This window comes from Tichowtungia aerotolerans (assembly GCF_009905215.1).
GTDB lineage: Bacteria > Verrucomicrobiota > Kiritimatiellia > Kiritimatiellales > Tichowtungiaceae > Tichowtungia > Tichowtungia aerotolerans.
The window spans coordinates 1,506,460-1,530,413 of sequence record NZ_CP047593.1 but is presented as its reverse complement, the minus strand read 5'-3'; the positions used below and the strand labels follow the sequence as shown (position 1 = coordinate 1,530,413).

12 protein-coding genes are annotated in these 23,954 nt (G+C 54.2%); 6 read left to right on the top strand and 6 right to left on the bottom strand.

Translation table 11 applies throughout. From position 1 onward, the window contains the following. Positions 1-696 precede the first annotated feature (696 nt). Together GT409_RS06420 and GT409_RS06415 are read right to left on the bottom strand one after the other, a co-directional pair. Positions 697-1,002, bottom strand: coding sequence for a hypothetical protein (locus GT409_RS06420; RefSeq protein WP_269844989.1), 306 nt, complete (start codon positions 1,000-1,002; stop codon positions 697-699). After that, positions 999-1,205: an addiction module protein gene (locus GT409_RS06415; protein WP_160628084.1), complete on the bottom strand. Its 207-nt coding sequence runs from the start codon at positions 1,203-1,205 to the stop codon at positions 999-1,001. The genes GT409_RS06420 and GT409_RS06415 overlap by 4 nt, the downstream gene beginning before the upstream one ends. 361 nt (positions 1,206-1,566) lie before the next feature. On the opposite strand from GT409_RS06415, the gene GT409_RS06410 reads away from it, so the two are divergent. From GT409_RS06410 to GT409_RS06385, 6 genes are all read left to right on the top strand, one after another. Beyond that, on the top strand, positions 1,567-3,624 hold the full coding sequence (locus GT409_RS06410; protein WP_160628081.1) for a sulfatase-like hydrolase/transferase: 2,058 nt from the start codon (positions 1,567-1,569) through the stop codon (positions 3,622-3,624). Positions 3,625-3,700: 76 nt separating this feature from the next. Continuing rightward, positions 3,701-6,040 (top strand): GH39 family glycosyl hydrolase, encoded by a 2,340-nt coding sequence (locus GT409_RS06405; RefSeq protein WP_160628079.1) that lies wholly within the window; start codon positions 3,701-3,703, stop codon positions 6,038-6,040. Between the two features lie 110 nt (positions 6,041-6,150). Then, positions 6,151-7,764, top strand: coding sequence for a sulfatase family protein (locus GT409_RS06400; protein ID WP_160628077.1), 1,614 nt, complete (start codon positions 6,151-6,153; stop codon positions 7,762-7,764). Then, the gene (locus GT409_RS06395) at positions 7,761-10,052 is read left to right on the top strand and encodes a GH39 family glycosyl hydrolase (RefSeq protein ID WP_160628075.1); all 2,292 of its coding nucleotides are present in this window, start codon (positions 7,761-7,763) and stop codon (positions 10,050-10,052) included. The genes GT409_RS06400 and GT409_RS06395 overlap by 4 nt, the downstream gene beginning before the upstream one ends. 89 nt (positions 10,053-10,141) lie before the next feature. Next, positions 10,142-11,206 (top strand): SGNH/GDSL hydrolase family protein, encoded by a 1,065-nt coding sequence (locus GT409_RS06390; RefSeq protein WP_160628073.1) that lies wholly within the window; start codon positions 10,142-10,144, stop codon positions 11,204-11,206. Between the two features lie 44 nt (positions 11,207-11,250). After that, positions 11,251-13,695 carry a sulfatase gene (locus tag GT409_RS06385; protein WP_160628071.1) on the top strand — a complete coding sequence of 815 codons (2,445 nt, stop codon included), beginning with the start codon at positions 11,251-11,253 and terminating at the stop codon, positions 13,693-13,695. A gap of 102 nt (positions 13,696-13,797) precedes the next feature. On the opposite strand, the gene GT409_RS06380 is transcribed toward GT409_RS06385, so the two are convergent. From GT409_RS06380 to GT409_RS06365, 4 genes are all read right to left on the bottom strand, one after another. Next, positions 13,798-16,227 carry a GH36-type glycosyl hydrolase domain-containing protein gene (locus GT409_RS06380; RefSeq protein ID WP_160628069.1) on the bottom strand — a complete coding sequence of 810 codons (2,430 nt, stop codon included), beginning with the start codon at positions 16,225-16,227 and terminating at the stop codon, positions 13,798-13,800. A gap of 45 nt (positions 16,228-16,272) precedes the next feature. Continuing rightward, positions 16,273-18,705, bottom strand: coding sequence for a GH36-type glycosyl hydrolase domain-containing protein (locus GT409_RS06375; RefSeq protein WP_160628067.1), 2,433 nt, complete (start codon positions 18,703-18,705; stop codon positions 16,273-16,275). 21 nt (positions 18,706-18,726) lie between these two features. Next, positions 18,727-21,972 carry an endo-1,4-beta-xylanase gene (locus GT409_RS06370; RefSeq protein ID WP_160628065.1) on the bottom strand — a complete coding sequence of 1,082 codons (3,246 nt, stop codon included), beginning with the start codon at positions 21,970-21,972 and terminating at the stop codon, positions 18,727-18,729. A 79-nt stretch (positions 21,973-22,051) separates the two neighbouring features. After that, entirely contained in the window at positions 22,052-23,812 is a 1,761-nt protein-coding gene (locus tag GT409_RS06365) for a hypothetical protein (RefSeq protein WP_160628063.1), read from the bottom strand. Between the last annotated feature and the right edge of the window lie 142 nt (positions 23,813-23,954).

Here is a 23,954-nt window from a genome sequence, read left to right as displayed (position 1 = left end):
TCTCTGCCGTATTTCCCAAGATCCGGAGCTTTTTGACAGGATTTACAGGATCAACAGGATGCTTTCCGAAGGTCTGAACCTGATCCCTCGGGCGGAAGTGCTTTCAGCTTTGCCGGAAGAGGCGAAGCGACAAATTACTAGATTAGGCATTAGGCATTGGGCATTAGGCATTAGGCATTAGGCATTAGGCATTAGGCATTAGGCATTAGGCATTAGGGTGTCGTTAAAACTGTTAAAATCGATCTGTTTTTGTGATTTATCGTGTTTTTCGTGGCTAAACAATCCCCTCTTCGGAGCCTCTCGGATGTTCCTATGTGGTTTCACCTTCGCCAAGGCTACGGCGGACAGGGAGAAACCCGTTAAAAGTCGGAAAGTCGAAATGTCTAAAGTCGCAGTTTTCCACCCCCGACCCTGTACATCAGCCTTTGGCGACGGCTGGTGATCCCGTCAAAAAAACTAAGAACCGCCCACATCGCGGGCGGCTACAGAACATCATTTTCCCAACGGTAAAATTATCTATCGCCACACTTGTGGGGTATCTCGGCGGAGTCTCGTCCCCCGCCCTACAGAATTCATCCGCGTAAATTAGCGAGATTCGCGTTTTAAATTCTATCCCGCACTGGATTTTTTTGCGTTTCTTGCGATCTTTTGCGGCTAAATAATTCAGTCAAAATGTCCAAATGCTTGCTCTAAACCTCAGCGGTTTTTCATTTGGCCATGCAGCCAGGTTGGGTCTCGACGGACGTCAAGAACAGCAATCACACAGGCGGTTCCGTCCTTCAGATTATAGTAAATTGCAAACGGAAAACGCTTGGCCAGCATGCGATGGGCACCGTAATGAATGGCATGAATCCCGGCCGACAGCTGAAGCGATTCAATATCCGCAATCAGTGAATCCGTAAAATAATCCCCCAGACCGGGGAGCTGTTTTTCATAAAAATCGCGGCCGTTCTCAAGATCAACGGCGGCCTGTTCGAGTACCAGAACCCACTCAGCCATCATGGGCGAAGCCTTTTCTTCAGCTCATCCATCGTCAGGTAGCTTGCAGAGTCCTCAGCAACCATGGACTGCCGTTCATCCAGCACTTCTTTATGCCATGCGGGCGACTCAACCTGCTGATCCTCACGGCTCAGCTCTTCCCACAGAATCTCCATCGCAAGAAGCTGCTCGTCGCGGGACATTGATTTAAGTTCGGCAATGCTCATGGCTGGAGCCTATCAAATCTGCCCATTTCCACAAGACAGATAAGGTCAAAGGTCGCAGTCTTCCGAACTTTGGAAACAAAATACCATTTTCCCACGCAAAGACGCGAAGTCCGCAAATAGGGAGCCGACATGGTTAAAAAATCTCTGCGACCTCAGCGCCTCTGCGTGAACGTTTTCCGATGATTGGAAGAAATTTTTCCAATGCTTGGAACCCCCATTCATCCAGCAATCCACAATTCCACCCATCCACTCCCCATCCGTTCGCTTTATCACCGATAATAAAAAACAAATCAGTGAGAAGATGCCTTGCGAGTCGAGATTGATTGAAGAATAATCAGTTTCAGATCAAAGGAGTCTTTTTATGAAGTCGAATCTGTTTTTACTGGGCGCTTTGGCCGGACTCGCAGCGAGCGGAGCATCCATTGCAGCGGAAGAAAAACCCAACATCCTTTTCATCGCCGTCGATGACCTGAAGCCGATTCTCGGCTGCTACGGCGATGAGCTTGTCAAAAGCCCGAACATTGACCGTCTGGCCGCTCAGGGAACCGTGTTTCTGAATGCACACTGCCAGCAGGCGGTCTGCGGCCCGAGCCGCGCGAGTCTGCTGACCGGCCTGCGCCCCGACACGACCAAGGTGTGGGATCTGAAAACCCGCATCCGCGATATTCTGCCCGACGTGGTGACGCTTCCTCAGTATCTCAAGGAAAACGGCTACACGGCGGTCGGCACCGGCAAAATTTATGACCCGCGCAGCGTGGACAGCCGCAACGCAAACGATCCCGCGTCGTGGAGCCGCCCCTATGTGCAGTTTGGCGATAATCCGGATGAAGAATTCGGCTGTGTGAATCCGGAGTTCGTAGCCAAGGTCCGCGCACTGAAAGAAAAAGGCATTGGGAAGGACGGCGCTCTGAAGAAAAGACTGGGCGGCACGCCGCCGGTAGAGATCGATCAGGATGTGCCGGACAACGCCTATGCCGACGGCCGCATTGCGGATACCGGTATTGCCCTGCTCAACGAACTCGCCCCGAAAGACGAGCCGTTTTTTATCGCGGTCGGTTTTAAGAAGCCGCACCTGCCGTTTGTGGCGCCGAAAAAATATGCCGATCTGTACAAACGCAGTCAGTTCCATCTGGCAGAAGTGAAAGAGAGGCCGGAAGGCGCTCCGGATTTCCACTGGCAGCCGGGCTGGGAACTGCGCAACGGGTCGTACAGCGACATTCCGCCGATCGGCGATGGCGGCCCGATTCCCGAGGATATGCAGATTACGCTGATTCACGGATACTATGCCTGCGTGTCGTATACCGACGCCCAGGTCGGCCGCCTGCTCGATGCACTGGAACAGTCCGGCGAAGCGGACAACACGATTGTGGTGCTTTGGGGCGATCACGGATGGCACCTCGGCGACCACGGCATGTGGTGCAAGCATACCAACTATGAGCAGGCTACCCACGTCCCGCTGATTATTGCCGACCTGCGCAAACCGAAGGGACAGCAAAGCATGTCGGTCGCGGAATTTGTCGACGTCTACCCCACTCTCTGTGAGCTGGCCGGCCTGCCGGTTCCCGAGGTGCTCGAAGGCGACAGCCTGGTGCGCATACTGGAAGATCCGTCCGCAATGGTGAAGGACGCGGCGGTCAGCCAGTTCCCGCGCCACGTCGGCGGCCACGGGGAAATTATGGGCTACGCATGGCGCGACAGCCGCTACCGCTACATCGAATGGGTTGATGGTGATTTTTATGCCGGCAAACCGTCCGGCGAAGTGATTGCCCGGGAGTTTTATGATTACAAAGCCGATCCGCTGGAACAGCGCAACCTGATCGACAATCCGGAATACGTGCGGGAGATCAACCGGATGCAGACCATTGCCGCCGCGTACAAACAGCAGAAGGATCAAGTTGAATCCAAACCCAAGCCGGCTCCGGCGAAAAAACAGGCAAAGCAACCGGTAGAGTCCGGCAATAACCTGCTGTTGAATCCCGGCTTTGCTTCAGGCGCACTGGCCCCGTGGAAACTACAGGATCAAAAAGCACCGGCCACCGCCGTCATTGAAGCGGACGGCACACTGAAACTGGAAATAAACGAGGCCGGCAAACAGCCGTATCACCGGACCCTGCAGCAGCCGGATCTGAAACTGGAGTCCGACACCAAATACCTGCTTCAGTTTGACATGCGCACGGATGCTGATAACGGCGGCGACATCAAAGTATCCGTCGTCCACAGCATTGACTACAAAGCCCCGCACTACGGACTGATGCGCTCAGAGACTCCGGGCGCGGAATGGACGACGCTGCAGTATTCATTCAAGACCAAAGAGATCGACCCGAATGATCCCGCCTGCCTGAAAATTCATCTTGGCAACCTCAACAGCAATGCATTCCTGAAAAACTTTCAGCTTACAGAAGCGGGAAAGAAAAAGTAAAAGTCCTGTGGCCGTTCGCCTGAGGTGAACGAGTCGCCCTCAGGACGACTGCTACATAAAACGCATGAAAGCACTCATGTCCATAAGTCTGGCAGCAGCGACCGCTCTGGGCGGCACGCTGAAAATTGATCCGTCTCAGACGGTTCACTCTACCAACCGCCGCAACCTGACCGGATCGAACATCGCGCTATGGAACCAGCCGTGGGAACTGGCCGACTCCGAACTGCATGATTATGTACGCGAGCTGGCCCCGGCATTCATCCGCATTCCGGGCGGGTCGTGGGCCAATCACTACATCTGGAACGGCAACGGCGTACGCAGCGGTGATTCATTTGACCTTTCCAAACTGAAAGACGGTGTGTGGGACATCGACTGGTCCGGCTATGCGCCGGGCTTCAACATTGAGGGCGATGAACGCAAACCGGTCAGCGACAGCTTTCACGGCTCGTGGGACGTCAGGCAGCTGCACGACTTTGTCGAAGACTTCGGCGCACAGGCCATCGTCACCGTCAACCTCGGCAGCGGCACTCCGGAAATGGCCTCCGAGTGGGTGCGCTGGGCCAACATGAAAAATGGCTATAACGTCAAATACTGGGAAATCGGTAACGAACTTGAAGGTCGCTGGGAACTGGGACACATCCTTCCCGACGGTCGCGAGATGACCGGCGAAATCTACGCGCAGCGTTTCCGTGAATTTGCCGAAGCGATGAAAGCCGTCGACCCGACCATCAAAACCGGCGGCCCGGCCAGCTCGAATGATAAAGGCGCATTCATCAAAGAAACCCTGCGCGATGCAGGCGATCTGGTCGACTTTGTTTCTTTCCACACCTACCCCGTTAAAAACCGCCAGAAAACCGAAGCCGAATTTTTCGACGGAGCGCTTACGCTCGAACCGGCACTCGAACGCATTCACAGCTGGATCGCGCAGTATCAGCCCGACCGCAAAAACGAAATCGAAGTCGCCATCACCGAATGGAATTCCAAGGTGGTTGAGGCCCGCGATACCGCCGATCTGATGAACGGACTGTGGGCGACCATCTGGATCGGCGAAATGTTCCGCAACGGCGTCAGCTTTGCCAACCAGTGGGATATGATCACCGCCACAGAGACCGGCGGACACGGCCTCTTCTATTTTGACCCGTTCGACTTTGAGCAACCCGGCGTTCCACAGGCCGAAATGGACCGTCAGTTTGAATCATTTAATCCGCCCTGTATTCCGAAGGCGCAGTACTGGGCGCTCTGGCTCTGGAGCCAGTGCATGGGTGATGAACTCATTCAAAGCACACTAACGGAGGCGGAAAATCTCTACTCCGCCGTCACCCGCTCCGATGACGGACTGCAAATCCTGCTCGTCAATACCTCGCGCGAACACGCCGCGCCGGTTCAACTGAAATCCACTGAAACACTTTCCGATCACGCGACCGCCATTCAGGTTTCGCACCGTGAATATTTCTGGAATCCCATCACTCACCGTCCGCAGTGGAGCCGCAAACCCGAACCCGTTCCGCTCGATATCAGCAACGGCGTCACCGTCCCGCCTTTTTCCGCACTTGTCCTTCAAGTTCCAAACATTGGAAATGAAAATATTGCAGGACAAGCTTCTCTGTATCCAGAGAACTTGTGCGGGAACACACGCTCCCGCATACGGGAAGCGTGTCCTACAAATCACATTGCACTACTCATTCCGAAAACAACCCCGGAAGACATTCCTGTTGAAGCCTGGGTTCTGGCTCCGGACACAGCCGCCTGCTCAGCCAACCAGGAGGCTCGCTTTGTGGAACTGACGGTTAAAGGCCCAGCGACATTGAACACAGAGAAAGTCCGTATCAACGAAGGAGCCGGTCGCTTTACAATCACACCAACCGGCACCGGAACCGTAACAGTCTGTGCAGGACAGGCCGAAGTGTCCATGCGCTCCGAGCCGGTTGAGTCGCGCACCGAAATCCTGTGGGCATTTGAAGACGACACGCTGGACGGAATACAGTCCGACTTTGCCCTGTCGCTCAGCGACACCGCCAAACCCAACCAGCAGACCGCTGCAATCCGGCTCGATGCCGCCCTGCCGAAACCGCAGCACGACACCCTGCTGAAGTTTGAACCCATTCCGAACCGTGTATCCAAAGAACGCGTCGGCGGCGTCACCTTCGAAGTGCGCGCATCGCATGATCTCGCTACGGACGACCCGTACGCTTCGCTGCAGATTGTTTTGCAAAGCGAATCCGATCACTGGATTCCGGTCGGCTCTGTTCCGCTCAACCGTTTAACAGACGAATGGCAGACCCTTTCATTTAAAATAAAAAACCACGAACACCTGCCGGCCATGAAATGGCTATATTCTATCCGCGTCCAACTTTCGTCCACTCAACCCATCCATGGAGAAATTTTCATTAACGACGCAGGCCTGATCCTGCGCTGACCCATACAAATTTAGAAAACACCCACGAATCACACGAATGAACACGGATAAAAATAAGAAGCTCAGGTTCGTGAAAATTCGTGTGATTCGTGGGCAATAAAGGAGCCGTAATGAAACATTTAATCACGACATCACTCTGTATGATCTCAGCTGGCTCAGCGCTTGCCGCAGCATCCCCCGAATCTCACCATTCGGCACAGCCGAATGTGATCTTTTTCATCGCCGACGACATGCTTCCGAAACACTTTAACTGCCTGCCGGAAGGAAAAGGTAAAAACCTCACGCCGAATATCGACCGACTTGCCGAAGAAGGCATCGTGATGATGGAGCAGTACTGCGCGTCACCGGTCTGCACCCCAAGCCGCTACAACGTGCTGACCGGCCGCTACGCCAGCCGCGCCACCAATCCATGGTTCGAGCAGACCACCGCCGGGAACGGCGGGCAGAGCGTTGTGGAGTTTAACTCGCACATCATGCCGGACGACGTAACCCTGCCGAAACTTCTGAAGAAGGCAGGCTACGAAACCGGCATGGCCGGCAAAAACCACGTCGTTGAAGTGAGCGGGCTCAAGCGTTTCCCGAACTTTGATGCCAGCGCCAAAGATCCTCAAAACGCCTCGAAACTGAAAGCCAATCACGACCGCGTCTGCCAGGCCATCCGCGAAGTCGGCTTTGATTTTGCCGATCATGTTTACGACAACAACCCCGACTTCCTCGGCCTGCACGATGTCGCCGTCCAGAACATGGATTGGATCACTGAAGCCGGTGTTGAGTTTCTTAACCGTCCGCGACAGAAACCGTTCTTCCTTTATCTGGCCACCACCGTCCCGCACGGACCGACGAAAGAGAAGCGTTCGTGGAACGCCAACCCGCTGATCACAGCGGTCGGCTATCTTGACAAAGCCCCGACCGTCCAGCCGCCGCGCGCAACCATTCCGGAACGCGTCAAAGCCGCCGGACTGCCGGTCAATGACGACACCTGCAACATGCTCTGGCTCGACGACGCCCTCGGGGCGCTCATCCAGACCTTGGAAAAGAACGGCCTGCTCGACAACACCGTCATCTTTTTTTACAGCGACCACGGACAGAAATCCAAAGGCACACTCTACGAAGGCGGCGTACACAACCCGAGCATCATCTGGCGCGAAGGCGGCTGGCCCGCCGGATCCACCAGCGACGCACTGGTGCATATAGTCGACTTTGCTCCCACCATGCTCGACATCGCCGGCGCCAATCCTGAAGAAGCTGACTTTGATGGCAAAAGCTTCCTGCCCGTCCTCAACGGCGGCCAGCCGGATCCCGACCGCATCCTCTACTTTGAACTCGGCTACGCCCGCGCCATCCGCAAAGGCAACTGGAAATACCTCGCTGTGCGCTATCCGGACAATCTGGAAAATATGGGTCCCGAAGAGCGCAAAGCCCTGCTCGACGAATGGAATGCCGAACGCACCCGCAAGCACCTGCGCATCGTCACCGAAGATCCCTCCCAACCGTTCAGTCACCTGACCGCCATCCCCGGCGGCGGCGACGCCGAGCGCGCCTCCACGGGCTCCTATCCCGGCTACTTCGACCGCGATCAGCTCTACGATCTGTCCAAAGATCCGCGCGAACAGAACAACCTCGCCGGCAACCCCGAATACGCCGCCGTCCTCGCCGACATGAAAGCCGAGCTCGAAAAAATGGTCGAAGACCTCCCAGGCACCTTCGGAGAATTTGGGCAATGAGACCTCTTCTGACTTTTCTCGCCACCACAGCCGTCACGGTTCAGGCAACCACCGTTTCAGTCGATGCAAATAAAGCAATCGCAACGGTTGACCGCGCCAAGCTGCTGGGGATTAACATTGCGATTTATAACAATCCGGCCGACTTTGCATGGGCGATGACCGACGGGCCGCTCGGTGACCTGCGCATCGGGCTGGTGCGCATGCCCGGCGGATCACAGTCCGATCGCTTTTACTGGAACGGAAACGGCGTCATCGAAAGCGGAAAAGCCGATCCGATGAAATACAAAGCCCCCTTCTGGCAGGTGGATTACTCCGCCTACAAACCCGGCTTCTGCGTCGATAACCTCGACTGGAGCAAAGCAGAAACCGGCATTGTACAGATCGATGCAAAAACCATGCACGAGATCACGGCGAAGCATCCGACCGCCCGCAACCTCGTTACGGTCAACGCCGGAACCGGCACCCCGGCAATGGCCGCCGAGTGGGTGCGCTGGGCAAACATCGAAAACGGCTGGAACGTGAAATACTGGGAGATCGGTAACGAGCTCAACGGCGAATGGGAAGCCGGACACATCCGCCCCGACGGCTCCAAAATGACCGCCGAAAAATACGCGGAAATTTTCATCGAGTTCGCCAAAGCCATGAAGGCGGTCGACCCGACCATCAAGATCGGCGGTCCATCGTGCGATATCCGTCACCACGAAGACTATTTTGAACCGCTTTTAAAACTGGCCGGCGAGCACGTCGACTTCCTGTCGCTTCACTTTTACTCTCTGCGCAGCAGCCTCGCGCCTGAACATGAACTTTTCCAAGGGTTGGAAAACCTGAAACCGGTCACCGACCGCCTCGACGAGCTGGTGAAGAAACATCAGCCGGCACGCTTTGGCGAAATCGAATATTCAATCACGGAGTGGAATTCCAAACTGCCGAAAGATCAGGACGCTTACCGCCTGTTTAACGGCTTGTGGTTTGCGTCGTGGATCGGTGAAATGATCGAATGCGGCATCGACTCGGCGACCGTATGGGACATGTTCAGCGGCGATGACAACGGCCACGGCATGCTGGTTGAACAGGACGGAACCTACGTGCCGACCGGCCGAACCTGGGGTTTCTGGCTGTGGAGCCACTGCATGGCCGATACCCTGGTTGAATCATCGGTCGACAACAATCTGCTGCACGTTCACGCCACGCGCGACGACGACAACCTGTACGTGATGATCATGAACGAATCGCGCACTGAAAGCTTCCCGGTCGAGCTCAACCTGAATGGTTTCAAAGCGACAGGCGGAACCGTCACCACCCTCTCCTCACGCGAATATTTTCGAAATCCGGTGACACATCGTACCGAGTGGAACTCGGGCCCATCAACAGAACCATGGAAGGTTTCAAACAAGGTCACTATCCCGCCTTATTGCCTAAAAGTTTATCAGCTCTCCACAAACCCACCCCGCCCTGCGGGCACCCCTCCCACGGAGGGGGTCAAGAACAGTCCCCTCCCTCGGAGGGGTGGCCGGAGCAACGCGACGGACGGGGAGAGTCCGTCTCTAAATTTTGTTCTGCCAAATACCGGCTTCGGCGATCTGGAGGTTGAAGGCTGGGTGCGTGCGGTGAACAAAGGAACGACTGATCCGTTTGCAAAAGATCTTGGAAAGGTGAAACTGAGCGCCGACAACGGCGCCATCATCGAACAGATTGAACCGGAACTGAGCGGCGCAACCGCCAAGTTTATCCTGAAGCCGAACGGCCCCGGCAACGTCACCGTAACGGCCGAATGCGATGGACTGCAGACCGAACAGACCATCGACTTCAAACCGGTTGAGTTTGAAGAACTGATTGCATGGCCCTTCGATGAAATGCCGAAGGCTTCTGAGTCACGGCTTGTTCCAACCATTGGAAACGGACGTCTGCAGATTGCGTTTAAAAATGAAAATGTCGCACCGCCGAACAATCACATTTTTGCGATCAAGGAATATCCGCGCAGCGTGCCGAAAGAGCGGATCGGCGGCATATTCTTTAATGTAGAAGTTTCCAAACATTGGAAACCGGCGGGCGCAAAACTGCAAGTGGTTTTACAAAGTCACGGGGCCTACTGGATTCCGTGCGGCGAGATATCGCTCGTTCCCGCAAAAGAGCAGGTTGTACGGCTGGAAATTCCCAACGAACAGTTTTTAAGAGTAATGGATCAGGGCTTTGCCGTTTTGTTCCTGCTCAACTCCAACGAGCCGGTCAGCGGCACACTGGAACTCGATAATCTCGGCTTCCTGCTCCGCCCCAGAATCCAATCATGAATTACCACAAAAAACACGAAGAGACACGAAAACAACAACGCCACTTTCAGTGATTTTTTATGTTTTCGTGGCTAAAAAATGAGCCTGACATGAAAAAGCCGATTCTATTTGCAATCCTGTTAAGCAGCATCAGCAGTGCTGTAGAAATTCATGGACTCCGATATGTGACAGAAACGGAAGAAGGAATCCGTTTTGCCCGTTTCCGTGAAGACATTCTTGCAATGCCGACGCATCAGCTTGGTCTCAACCCGGCCAAAGCACAAAACACAAGCGGAGGAATTGTTGCGTTCAAAACAGATGCAGCTCAAATCACCGCTCACTTTAAGATTCTCAGCGCAAATTATATGGGTGCGGGCTTCGGCGTGTTTGAAAACAGCAAGTTGATTGAGGAGTTTAAATTCAGCCCGCAGGCAACAGATGCCGTCCTGAAATTCCAATCAACCCAGCCAGGAGAGTCGCTGTTTGAAATCGTCCTGCCCAGCTTCGCCAATGTCGAGTTCCAAGGCTTGGAATCCGACGGTGGAAAAGTTCCAACCATTGGAAATCAAAAGGGTGCAGACTCAGCCTGCTATGTTGCGTTGGGCGACTCGATTTCGCACGGGGTTGGTCAGGACGGGTATGGGCATAAAACGTGGCCGTTCCTGCTGTCACGAAAACTGAACATGGAGCTGTTCAATCTGGCGGTCGGCGGCGGGAAGATTGCGGTTCCTGTGGCAGAGATGCTGGAGGACTGGAAGTGGATTGACCTGATCACAATTCTGGTTGGATATAACGGACTGCACTTCAATGATAAATCCCCCGAAACCTACAAGGCGGACTATGCCCGGTTGCTGGATGCGATTCGTAAAAACCATCCCGAAACAAAAATTGTCTGCATTTCCCTGCTGACTACGAAAAAACCGGTTTCTGAAAAGACCGGCCATACGGTTGATGAATTTCGTGCCGTACTCGAAAAACTGGTCGCCGAGCACAACGACCCCAACCTGATTCTGATCAAAGGCGAAGAGGTTTCCTCCGAAAAAAACCTTCAGGCCGACAAACCGCAGGATCCGGTGCATCTGAGCATTGAAGGCGCAGCGCTGCTGGCGGACAGTCTGTTTGAGAAACTAACCAGCAGTGCACTTTTTCACCGAAAAAGCACCAATCATCAATGACTGATTGCCTCTTTTAAACGTGTGCGATCCGGTATCCTTTAGTGATGAAAAAGATACTCACACTGATGGCTCTCTTTTTGACTGCGCTCTGCACACAGGCGGCGATTTCTATTATCGACACCAACACAGGTGGCTTTTCGTCCGGAACCGGCGCAGTGACCGGATCTGTCAGCACCGCGGTATCGCTGCAGGAAGGTGATGTGATTGTCGTCTCGGCCGCCACCAACAAGAAAGGCGACGTTTCACCAATCACCCTGGTACAGACCGGCGGCACAGGATCCACCGACGGACAAACAGTGCTGTATAACGGACTGACCACCTACCCGACCAGCTGGGGCTGGTTCATGACGGTGACCAACGCCGGTTCGTTTACTTACGAACTCCGCTCGGAATATATTACCGCGGTTGCCTCCCTGCATGTTCTTCGCGCCAACGGAGGATCAATTGCACTGGCCGGATCCGCCGCATGGGACGATACCGACAATGCGGACAACGGCTTTTCATACTCCCTGAATTATTCGTTCAGCACCAACTTGTCCGGAGCCGTTCTGATTGAAGCCATCAGCGCCCGAACCGATCTCGTCTCTGAACCCGCGACTTATACGGAAGAAATCAACGGATCGGACAAACGGGTGATTGCGTCCCACACAGCTGTCTCCGGCACCAGCTGGAGTTCAGCATACACCCTCTCCGGCGGGGATGTGGACAAACAAACCTCGGGTGCGCTCGGAATGATTTTCACAGAAGGCGAAGGCGCAGAACCGCCGCCGACCGTTTCGCCGTATGAAGGAACCAATGTTCTGTTTATTGCTATTGACGATATTAATCCAATCCTTGGAAGTTTTGGGAATACGCTTATTCAAACGCCCAACATGGACCGCCTTGCCGAGCGCGGCACGGTCTTCCTCAATGCGCACTGCCAATGGGCCGTCTGCGGCCCGAGCCGCGCCAGCCTGATGACCGGACTGATGCCGGAACAGACCGGCGTAATGGGCTTCACAAAAATGCGCGGCGATGCCGTGAATGATGATCGAGATAATGCCCGCGGCGTCACCAACATTGTTACGATTCCTCAGCTCTTTATTGAGTATGGCTACGAAACCGCCGCTGTCGGAAAAATCAACGACAATCGCTGCGTCGGTTCGATCAATCCCGACGGCACCATCAATGAAGACGGCTACAGCGTGGATGATCCGCCATCATGGTCGTACGGTTTTGAAAATCCGCCCGGCGTCGGCAGCACAACGGCGGTGCGAACCAATGACGGCGTAACGGTTAAACTGGCCGCCGAAAGTGTCGACCAGCCGGCCACTGACTTTATCGACGGTGCTATCGCCACCGGGGGACTCTCCCTGCTCAATACGCTGGCCGCAGGCAGCAAACCGTTTTTCCTCGGCGTTGGTTTCAAAAAACCTCACCTGCCGTTCCTCGCGCCGAAGTCGAGCTGGGATCTTTATGACCGCGATGATTTCAACCCCGCTCCCTTCCCGTACGCCATGGCCAATGCAACGCCCTACACGTTCAACAGCGTCACCGAACTGCGCAACAGCTACTACCTTGAAACCGACAGCTCCGGCAATGCCCTGCAGCTCACATTCGATATCCTTCCGGACGAACAGCAAAAACTGCTGCGGCACGGATATTACGCCTGCATCTCACACGTCGACGAACAGATCGGACGCCTGCTCGACGAACTCGATGCTCTCGGCCTTGCCAGCAACACCATCATCGTACTGTGGGGTGACCACGGCTTCCATCTCGGCGATCACAACGAATGGGGAAAACACACGAACCTCGAACAGGCCACCCGCGTGCCGTTCATCATCAGCGCACCCGGCTACCTGCCGGGACAGGTTTCCACTGCCCCGGTCGGCCTGCTGGATATATTCCCCACCCTTTGCGAGCTCTCCGGAATACCGGAACCGGTTCAACCGCCAAACTCTGTCGACCCGAATGACCGCCCGCTTTCCGGGCGCAGCCTCGTTCCGATTCTACAGGATGCTTCGGCACACGTTCAAACCGGCATTATGAACCACTACGGTAGCGGCACCTACGGCTATGCCTATCGCACCGACCGTTATCGTTACACCGAATGGATTGATTCATCCGGCGTCATTCAGGCGCGAGAGCTCTATGACTATGAACTCGACCCGCTCGAAACCGTCAACCTCGCCGATGAACCGGGCTACGAAGGACTCATCTACCAATTCTCGCGCTCGATGCGCAATGCAGACGAAGCGCATGGATGTGACCGGCTCAAATCCTCTGCGCCGGCCGCGGCCACATCAGCCAACCTGACTCTGCGCGGCATCGAGCTTCAGAACGGACAGATTTCCTGGCCGGATGCCGCAGGCGTCAGCTGGAACCTGATGAGCACCTCCAACCTGACCTCCGGCACATGGACCACCAAGCAGACAGGGATCACGGCACCAATCATCATGCCAACCCCCGACCCGCAGCGCTTTTATCGCGTTGATGTGGTGCAGTAACGTAAGACCAGATCACAAGACCAACCAAATTGTCCGGCAGGGACGCGTCTTCGCGGGCGTTACTGCCCGGGCACGCGTCCGCGGCGGTCTGGAACAGACTGCCTATCCTAGCGTAACGAGTACATCAACAGAGCTGCCTGCATCCGCAGCAGGAATTGCATTTCCAGTAACAGCTTCGCCATTAACCGTCATTGCTTTAACGCCCTTGCAGACGCTGTGCGGGTTTTCAATGGTGATGTTGTAGGTCGCACCGCGGTATTTGCGGGTGACCTTGTAGTTTTTCCAACCCCTGGAAACACAAGGGTCAATAATCAGTCCATCGTAACCGGGTTTGATGCCAAGAATGTCCTGAGAAATCGCGGCCCAGTTCCATGCGGCGGTTCCGGTGAGCCAGCTGTTTTTGGCTTCGCCAGGCTTGAAGGCGTCTTTACCGGCAATCATCTGCGAGTAGACATAGGGCTCCATTTTGTGCAGCTCGGATTTTTCCTCGCGATAAGCCGGAGCGATCCGTTTCCAGTAATCGAGCGCCTTGTCGCCGCGCCCGATTTTTGTTTCGCCGACAATCACCCACGGATTGTTGTGGCAGAAAATCCCGGCGTTTTCTTTGTACCCTTTCGGGTAGGTGGAAATTTCGCCGTACTCGATGACATACTTCGTGAACGCCGGGTTGTTGAGTACAATCCCGTGCTCGCAGGCGAGGCGCTCTTCGACCGAGTCGAGAGCCTTTTCGCAAAGCCCCTCTTCCTTGCCGATTTCGGCCATGGTGCAGAAGCCCTGCGATTCGATGAAAATCTGAGCTTCCTCGTTCTCTTTGGAGCCGACCGGCTTGCCATAGTAGTCGTAAGCGCGCAGGAACCACTCTCCGTCCCATCCGTGCTCTTTGACGGCTCCGATCATGTTCGCGATATGCTGCTCGGCTTCTGCGGTATCAATGCCGCGGCGCCTGCACAGTTCAACATACTCGCGACCATAAAGCACAAACTGCCCGGCGATCATCAGCGACTCGGCCGTACGCCCCATTTTGTTACCAGTGGTCTGGAACGATTCGTTCGGATCGTTCGAGAAGCAGTTGAGGTTCAGACAGTCGTTCCAGTCGGCGCGACCGATCAGCGGCAGGCCGTGCGGACCGAGATTATTGACCGTAAAGTTGAATGAACGGGTCAAGTGACCGAACAGGTCGGTCGCTTTACTCATGTCATTGTCGTACGGAACCGTTTCATCCAGAATAGACCCGTCGCCGGTTTCCTTGATGTAGGCGGAGACGGACAGAATCAGCCAGAGCGGATCATCATTAAAGTCGCCGCCGATGTCGGCGTTTCCGCGCTTGGTCAGCGGCTGATACTGATGGTAGGCCGCGCCGTCTTCAAACTGCGTGGAGGCGATATCAATAATGCGCTGTTTGGCGCGCTCCGGAATCTGATGCACAAATCCGATCAGGTCCTGGTTGGAGTCGCGGAAGCCCATTCCACGGCCGATTCCCGACTCGAAGAAAGAGGCGCTGCGGCTCATGTTGAAGGTGACCATGCACTGGTAGGGGTTCCAGATGTTGACCATGCGGTCGAGTTTTTCGTCGCCGCTCGAAACCTGATAGACATCCAGCAGCTTTTTCCAATCATTGGAAAGCTCGGCCAGCGCGGCGTCTACTTTTTCGACCGTATCGAATTCAGCAATCACCTCTCTGGCTTTGGTTTTGCTGATGATGCCTTTGGACTCCCATTTTTCATCCGCGGCATTTTCGACGTAACCCAGCACGAAGACGAACTCGCGCTTTTCACCCGGCTCCAGATTCACTTCGAGATAGTGCGAAGCGATCGGCGACCAGCCGTGAGCTTCAGAGTTGCGCGGTTGGCCTTCGGCAACCACCTGCGGGTTTTCAAACCCATTGTAGAGACCGATGAACGATTCGCGATCGGTGTCAAAGCCCTGAATCGGAGCATTGACCGAAAAATAAGCATAATGGTCGCGACGCTCTTTGTATTCGGTTTTGTGGTAGAGCACCGACCCGTCGATTTCAACTTCGCCAACCGAAAGGTTGCGCTGGAAGTTTTCCATATCCGTCTGCGCGTTCCACAGACACCACTCGACGAAGGAGAAGAGCTTCAGCTCTTTGCGGACATCGGAACAGTTTTTGATAACCAGCTTATGGACTTCGGCATTGGTTCCTTTCGGAACAAGACAGGTGAGTCCGGAGCAAATGCCGGCTTTTTCGCCAATGAATTTTGAATAGCTGAGACCATGACGACACTCGTAAAAATCGAGCTCGGTCTGCGTCGGTTTCCAGCCGGGATTCCAGACCGTGTCGCCGTCTTTAATGTAGTAGTAGCGGCCGCCGACATCCATCGGCACGTTGTTGTAGCGATAGCGGGTCAAACGGCGAAACTTCGCATCCTTATAAAAACAGTAGCCGCCGGCAGTATTGGATATCAGCCCGAAAAACTCTTCGTTTCCGAGATAGTTGATCCAGGGAAACGGAGTTCTCGGGTTCGTAATTACATATTCGCGGTTTGCATCATCAAAATAACCGTATTTCATCGTTCAGAGCTTTGGGTTTATAGTTTTAGTTATAGACAGCCTGCCTTACTTTACAGCAGAGAAAACCGGCATACCCAGTTCCACCTGAACATTGACTGTGGAACCCGGCGCAGCCACAGGAACGACAGCCCCCTCAATGGGCTCACCATCCACAACGATACTTACATCCCCTTTGGAAATATGCTGCGGATTTTTAACTGTAATGTTGTAGGTTGCACTGCGAAAATGCCGGGTGACGGTAAAAACATCCCAGGCTTTCGGGATGCAGGGATCGATCAGCAACCCGTCGTACTGCGGACGAATACCGAGGATGTACTGAGTCGCAGCCTGATAGGTCCATGACGAGGTGCCGGACAGCCAGCTGTTGCGTGCCAGACCGAACTGCGGATGTTCATCGCCAAGAATGTTCTGTGGATAACAATAAGGCTCACATTCAAACTCATCAATGCGGTCGTTCTGCGCAGCAGGATTAATCTGGCTGTAATATTCGAAAGCACGATCGCCGTTGCCGACCATCGTTTCCGCAATCATCACCCATGGGTTGGAGTGGAGAAAGATGCCGCCGTTTTCTTTGGCACCGGGCGGATAACTGGTGACACCGCCTTTGGATTTATCGTACCCGTTATAACCCGGCCAGCTGAGCTTAATACCGCGAATGGTGTTGAGTTTCTCCTTCACCGCCTGCAGTGCACATTTCGCGCGCGCCGGATCCGCATAGCCCGCCAGCACGGTCCACGACTGTGCGTTCGTATAGATTTTTCCTTCACTGTTTTGATTCGATCCGATCGGAGATCCGTCATTCTCAAAATAACGGATATACCAATCGCCATCCCAGGCAGCAGCATTGACCCTTTCTTTCATGGATGCGTGATCGGCAAGATATTCTTCAGCGAACTCGTCGAGTTCCAAATGCCTCATCAGGTCTATCATTTCGAGCAGTGTACGACCGTAGAGGTCGGCAATGAAAATGCTCTCTGCATCGCCCGGAAGATTCACCGTATCGTTCCAGTCGGCGAAACCAAGCAGCGGAAGCCCATGCCTGCCGATATGAGTTTTAGTAAACTCAAGCCCGCGTTGAAGATGAGATAAAACAGAAGCGGACTCCCTCTGCCCAAGCGGCAGTTTTTTATCATAGAAGCTGACGTTCTCATCGAGAAAAACCGTATCCCCGGTTTCTTTCACGTACGCACATACCGCCAGAATGATCCAGAGGTGATCGTCACCGTACCACTTTTTACCGTCCTCTTCTTCGCGCGAGTCGCCTTCATTGGCTTCCATGGTAAGCGGAAAGAACTGATGCATGGCCGAACCGTCCGGAAGCTGCACACTAAGCAGTCTGCGCATCAGGCGACGGGCATCGTCCGGAATACCGGCGAGGACACCCATGACATCCTGGGAACTGTCGCGGAACCCGAGGCCGCGCGCGCCGAGGCCGAGTTGGTAGAGCGAAAGATAACGCGACCAGTTAAAGGTAGTATGGCATTGACGCGGGTTGTGAATGTTCACCATCGAGTTGAAAGCCGCGTCCGGAGTTTTGCACTGAAAGGTGGAAAGATAGTCGTCCCAGAAGTTTCCAAGGTTTGGAAAAACAGCGTCCACGTTTTCCAGGGTTTGGAATTTTTTAGACGTCGTCGAGACGGCTTCCGGAGCGTCCTGCCCGAGCTGGGTAACAAAGCGTTTTGTTTCCCCGGGGCGAAGCGTGCCAAGCTTATGAAGCAGTGCAGCGATGACGTCACCACGCCGGGCCTCATAATTTGAAAGGTGCTCGTTTTGGAGTTCGCGCGGGCTTTTCCAGGTTCCGTATTCGTTGTCTCCGAGGAATTTTTTGCGATCCGTCTGGAACGAATCCACCGGAACGCTGGAGGTGAAAAAGTTGTTTTCTGTTTCTTTTTTAAGGAATGCGTACTGACGCAGCAGCACGGTTCCGTCGTCGTTCTGCTCGGCATCCACCGTCATGGTCTGGGGGCACCAGTCGGCGTTGGTGTATTGCTTGAGCGCATCAAAGTGGGTGAATTCCACGACCGGGATTGCATCCAGTTCGACCGGATCGTTTCCAATGTTTGTAAGCCGGATATCGCGCAGCACCACATTTTCGCCCGGCGGCACAAAGATGGTGACTTCCGTGCGGATCCCGACCATCTCGGAAACAATACGCTGGTAGCCGAGGCCGACATGACATTCGTATTTATCATACGGGTCGAGCGTCGGCACATAGAACGGCGAAAAAATGTTGTAGCCGTTTTCCCGGCGAATCCGCAGGTAGAGGGTTTCTCCTTTAAAGTCGGATGACGGGAGCTGTGGAATATATTTTGTGATGCGATTGAGCGCCGGATCTCCTTTGCAGATCAGCGAACCTCCGGTGTGGTCGACCAGTCCGCCAAACGCCAGCGTGCCGACATAGTTGGTCCACTTCACCGGCGTCTTCGGACTGGTGATGACATACTCTCGTTTCTGATCGTCAAAATAACCGTATTTCATAACTGAATGCCTCAAATTATTTTATGGATAGTTGATCCCCACCCGCAGGCGAATGATCTGTGATGCTTCCGCACCCGTTGGAATTAAATTAGTGACAGCATCGAACCCGGCGGCGTAACCGATGTTGGTTCCGAGAACTGTATATCCGCCATTGGTCCATGCAGGCGCAGCAAGATCCGGCGTCAGCTCCAGATAATAGGAAAGCCCCCGTTCCGCCGCATCGCTGCGCTGAACGTGAATGTAGATGAGGCTGTTTCCGCTGCCTTGCTGAAGTACGGGCACGTTGACAAAATCAGCCAGAGTCGGATCTCCCCCGAGGCCATACTCCGCCAGATTGTCAAACGCATCACCGTCCGGATTATCCGTTAAATTGGTCCGGACTCCAAGAGCAGGGAAGTTATTCAGCCAGCTTTGATAAAATACAACCGGCGAAACGACCGACTCGTTGATCCGGCTAAGTGTCAGATAATCCACTGCGACAAAGTCGGCCGCACCAAAGTCTACATTATTAAGACTGCAGGCCATCCGCACGGCATCCATAACTCCGTCATTGATGACAATATCCGTTTCAGAAACTTCCGCGCCTCCGTCAATGCTGTAGTAGAGATCCATCAAATCAGCATCGAGATCAAAGACCGCACGAATGGCCAATGCGCCCGGCAGGGATGTCGCGTTAAAATCGTAGATGTCGGTATTGGTTGTGCCAATGCGGGTCTGCAGGCGCAACTCGCTGTTCTGGCGCTGAAGCCGAATAAGAAAGAGGTCGCTGCTCGTGGTTTCATCGCGCAGGCCGAACCCAACGCTTGCGCCGGCGGCATCGCCTCCTGCAAGAGTTGCTGACGGGAAAGCAAAGCTGAGCTGATACACGCCGTTGGTTACACCGTTCTGTGTGAGCGTCGAGTTGCGGTACAGGTTGTCCGAACTGTTTGCCCCCACCGAGAACAACAGATTACCGGAACCGTCGGTCTGCACATTCTCCTTGTCACCGCTCCACACCGCCGACCCTGCCGAGTTAACCAACCCGGACAGGTTAGCACCCGCTGCTTCATTCATCTGCCAGTCTTCGAGAGCAACAACCGTTGGCGGAGGCGGAGGCTCGCCCAGCGAGCGCAGCACCATATTGTCAGTGTAAACCCGGTCTCCGGCCTGCCAGTTAACGCCGCCGTTATAGGTCTGCACGATCAGGCGGAGCTGATCCAGAGTAAAGCCGGGCGGAAGCTGTCCTGCGGTATAGCTCGCGATTTCGCTGCCTCCGTTCAGGCGGCAATACACTTTGTAGGATCCGGTCGAGCCGGCATTGTCAAAGTCGTACACAGCACGAACGCTCAGATGATCCAGCGTTGTGCCGAAAAATGTCGCCAGTTCCTGATTGCTGCCGAGATCATCGGTGGCCTCCAGTCGAAATTCGGGAGCCGAACCGCCACCGCTGTCAAACACCAGGCGGAAGTTCACATCGCCGGCCGCATCGCTGCGCACACCGAGCACCACGCGGCCGGAGCCGTTACTGACCGCGGCTGAAGCAGAAAAGTCGGCATCAAGAAAATCCAGAGAAATCTGATAGAGCCCGTTACTGACACCGGCAGAACTGGATGGAACAATGTTACGATACAGACTGTCAGTCATGCCATCAGACTGCCAGCGTACGGTCTCGTTCTGAACGGAGGCCAGTGAATAATCCGGCGTCGACACGCCTCCAACCAGACCGGTACTTACCGCAGAAGACAGCCCTGCTCCGTTGGAGAGGCCGTCATAACTCCACGCGTCAATCACGGCAGCGGTGCTCGGATCGCCGGCCATCGTCGAGTTCAGAGTGACCGCGATGGATTCATCGTTAGTAACCGTCAGCGCAGAAACAAACTCCTGCCCATTGTAAGTAACGGTTAGATCATAGTCGCCTTTAAACGCGCGGAGGCCGGTGCGTCCGTTGAGTCCGGAGGCGAGCGTTACATCGGTATTGAAGCGAATGCGGTGCAGATAATACCAGACCAGTCCATTGCGGGCCGGGGTTCCTGTGTAGTCAACCAGTTCGGTATCTCCGTTGCCGATCGTATCCCATGCGGTCAGCGCATCGACCTGCGGATGACTGAAGTACTGCGTCATCATCTCTTCGGTAATCTGTGCGCGCTCTTCATCTGTATAGATGTACCATTTCCAGTCGTTCGTACTGTCGGAACTCTGTACTTCAAATTCAGTACCGGCCATCGTCAGGGCGGGATAGGCAGTCGCCCATTCTTCAAGGCGGTCATAGATCAGCTGAGGGTCGCGATGCTCATGTTTGATACGGCTCTGAAAACCAATTCCAGTAATCGGAGCACTGTTGGACAGGAGCCGGTTGATCTCTGTCATATAGCGGTCCCGGCGATCGGTGTAGTAGCCGGGAGTTCGTGCTTCGCTCATTGCGGAAATAATCTGAAACTCGTTGATTCGCAGGCCGCAGTCGGCAGAGATTTTATTGCTCTCGGCTGTTTTAAACCAATCGGCCATCACATCATAGTCGTCCAATGCATCCTGCACGCGATGATTACTGAGCGGTTCATTGATGACGTCCCACTCAACAACATCGTGCAGTGCAGCCCATTCCTCCATTTCCGTGCGGGCAGTGGTGCGCAAAGCATCGCGCAGAGCATCGATCGTTGCCTGTGAGGAACCGTTGGTCAGCGCAGCTTCCACCGCCCGAACATCCGCCAGCACGGCATCCGTCAAATGGTTGTTCACTTCGTCAACCCCCGGCCAAATCAGCAGATGGCCACGCACCGGAAGATCGTTGGAAGCCGCCCAGTTTTTAAAATCAGGCAGATATTCGTGCAGACCGTCCAGCCGCGGCTTAAACCCGTTGTTGAGTCCGACTGCGTTGAACATGGTAAGCAGCCGCTGTTTGTAGGTTGCAACAGACATGGTCATATCGGGGTTTGTAACCCCGGAAAAATCTTTGATCGAAAAGGTGCCGCCAAATTTAAACTGATTGCTTTTCAGTTTTACCGAAACCTGAGCTCCCTCGACGGGATCGCCGTTCTGGTCGAAAACCCGTATATCAAGATCCGCTTTGCGGTGCGCATCGATCCGTGCATAAGCATCGGAGCGCCAGACCGGCGTGTTGGTTGGATAAACGATTTCTGAAAGCTGAGCGATGTCATTACTGGAAAGCGTGATCCCGAACGCATTTTCAATCTGCGCAAGTTCAGCCCCGGTCAAGGCTTCCCCGCCGACAACGCTACAGGCAAAACTGAGGCTGCCGAATATGATTTTTTTGATCAACTTTTGTATCATCACTCGCTCCGTGCTTCTGACAATCGCTCGGGTTTCGGGGAGACCCGAGCGGGTCTCCCTTCAATGACTTTTCTGCCGGTTACGGGGTAAACTCGATGTGCAAACGAAGGAAGTCCTGCATTTCCGACACGGGGATACGGTTGGTGACAGTGAGGTATCCTGCTGCCGGCGTATCGGCTGCACTGCCAACAAACTCAACTCCGTTGGTGCTCCATGTACCAGACACCAGATTACTGGTCGCTTGCACGTCATAGCTCAGCCCGCGCAGCGCAGCTTCTGTTTCATCCCACTGCACGTGGACATAAGTCATATAACTGGCGTCCATCGCCGAAACCGGCAGATTACCACTTCCGCCGACCGCGTAATCAACAAGGTTGTTAACACCGTCACCATCAACATCTTCAAGCAGGTTGGTATTTACTGTTTCTCCTCCCAGCCAGTCAGCATAAAGCGACTCCGGCGTGGCGACCACATTGGTACTCTGTAAGTAGGCGGCAATCCCGACTAAGGCGATATAACCAACTGTACTCTGGTCTGTTGTCCAGGTTGTAATCAGGGATGAAAGGTTGGTATAGGCAGCACTGCCGACACCCCGTTTTGGGGGACTGTTAACATAGTCGAGCGTAACCCCTTCATTTGTTGTGATCCCGGCAGACGTCGTTGAGATGACTTCAACCAGGCCGACAGCAGCATCCGTCCCGATATTATAGGTTGTTTCAGCAGTCGTATTGCTGATGTCTCCCGACACATAGGAGCCCTGAACATCCAGCTGCAGGCTGCCGGGATCCAGTGCACGGATCTGATAGGCCCCCACGCTGGTATAGTTGTTGGTTTTATTGAATTCCACATTAAATGTTCCGCCAGTGGTCACGGTGGTGTACCACATCGCCGCAGCAGCTTTATTGGTCAGCACGGTAACATCAACAGCACCGCCGTCCGCAGAAACCCAGTTCACGGCATCCTGCTGGATGTGATTGTTATTTGAGCCTGAGGCACCAAACACAAGAACATCGCCTGTATCAGCGTCAAAGGTTGTAATTATTACGGTCTCCGGAACATTATTGAGAGTATCTCCAGACTGAGCCACGATGATAACCGGATTATCTTCTGAGGGAGCCGGACCGGACAGCACATCCAGACCCATCGCATCAATGGAGATTGAGCTCGCCGCCGTCGCCCAGTCAGCCGTTCCGTCTCCTGAAGTTGTATAGATCAGTCCGGCCAGTTCGGTACCAATGAAATCGACTGCACTGTACTGTTCTACGTCATCGACAACATATGCAACCGTGCCGTTGTCAAAATCAAACTGAACTTCAGCCACAGTTCCAGAGGCGCTGGTTACATCAAAACTGTAAGACCGATATGCCGCCCCATCGCTTTCAAGGTTCCACATGCGCAGACGGGCTGTCGTTGTCGAATCCATTCCGAATTCAATCCCTGCAATATCCGTTCCGGAGGAGTCCTGTGCTTTGAGCTTCCAAACGTCGCCCAAACTGCTGGCATCCAGGCTCCATGCCGCGAAATCAACCGTCAGGCTGTATGCTCCAACCGTAATTGGCGATGCATAAACATCAGCACCTGCCTCAGCATTGGCAGTGCCTTTTTTCGGCATCTTGCGAGTCGTTGTGCCACTGTCTCCGCTGATAACAAATAAACCGTTGCCATCTGTAACAGCTCCAACGGTGTTGAAGTTCCAAACGCTTGCCAGTGTTCCTGAGTTACTCAGGTCATTCAGGTCTGTGCCTGCGGTGTCACTCATGTCCCACCACTCAAGAGGCAGAGCAAAAGTGCTCAGTGTCGCCATCATTGCGACAATCATAGTTACTAGATATCGCTTCATCTTATCCTCCTTTTTTTGAACCTCCCTCTCAAACCGCCTTTATAATAGGACTCTTCCTTAAAATTGGTTATGTTTTTTCTCACTGAAAACCGGATTCGTTTTTATGAAAAAACGAACTCGCATTCCAAATAAACCCTTCAAA

Coding starts and splice junctions, on each gene's coding strand:
- GT409_RS06420 (WP_269844989.1), bottom strand. CDS start 1,002: ATGATGGCTGAGTGGGTTCTGGTACTCGAACAGGCCGCCGTTGATCTT.
- GT409_RS06415 (WP_160628084.1), bottom strand. CDS start 1,205: ATGAGCATTGCCGAACTTAAATCAATGTCCCGCGACGAGCAGCTTCTT.
- GT409_RS06410 (WP_160628081.1), top strand. CDS start 1,567: ATGAAGTCGAATCTGTTTTTACTGGGCGCTTTGGCCGGACTCGCAGCG.
- GT409_RS06405 (WP_160628079.1), top strand. CDS start 3,701: ATGTCCATAAGTCTGGCAGCAGCGACCGCTCTGGGCGGCACGCTGAAA.
- GT409_RS06400 (WP_160628077.1), top strand. CDS start 6,151: ATGAAACATTTAATCACGACATCACTCTGTATGATCTCAGCTGGCTCA.
- GT409_RS06395 (WP_160628075.1), top strand. CDS start 7,761: ATGAGACCTCTTCTGACTTTTCTCGCCACCACAGCCGTCACGGTTCAG.
- GT409_RS06390 (WP_160628073.1), top strand. CDS start 10,142: ATGAAAAAGCCGATTCTATTTGCAATCCTGTTAAGCAGCATCAGCAGT.
- GT409_RS06385 (WP_160628071.1), top strand. CDS start 11,251: ATGAAAAAGATACTCACACTGATGGCTCTCTTTTTGACTGCGCTCTGC.
- GT409_RS06380 (WP_160628069.1), bottom strand. CDS start 16,227: ATGAAATACGGTTATTTTGATGATGCAAACCGCGAATATGTAATTACG.
- GT409_RS06375 (WP_160628067.1), bottom strand. CDS start 18,705: ATGAAATACGGTTATTTTGACGATCAGAAACGAGAGTATGTCATCACC.
- GT409_RS06370 (WP_160628065.1), bottom strand. CDS start 21,972: ATGATACAAAAGTTGATCAAAAAAATCATATTCGGCAGCCTCAGTTTT.
- GT409_RS06365 (WP_160628063.1), bottom strand. CDS start 23,812: ATGAAGCGATATCTAGTAACTATGATTGTCGCAATGATGGCGACACTG.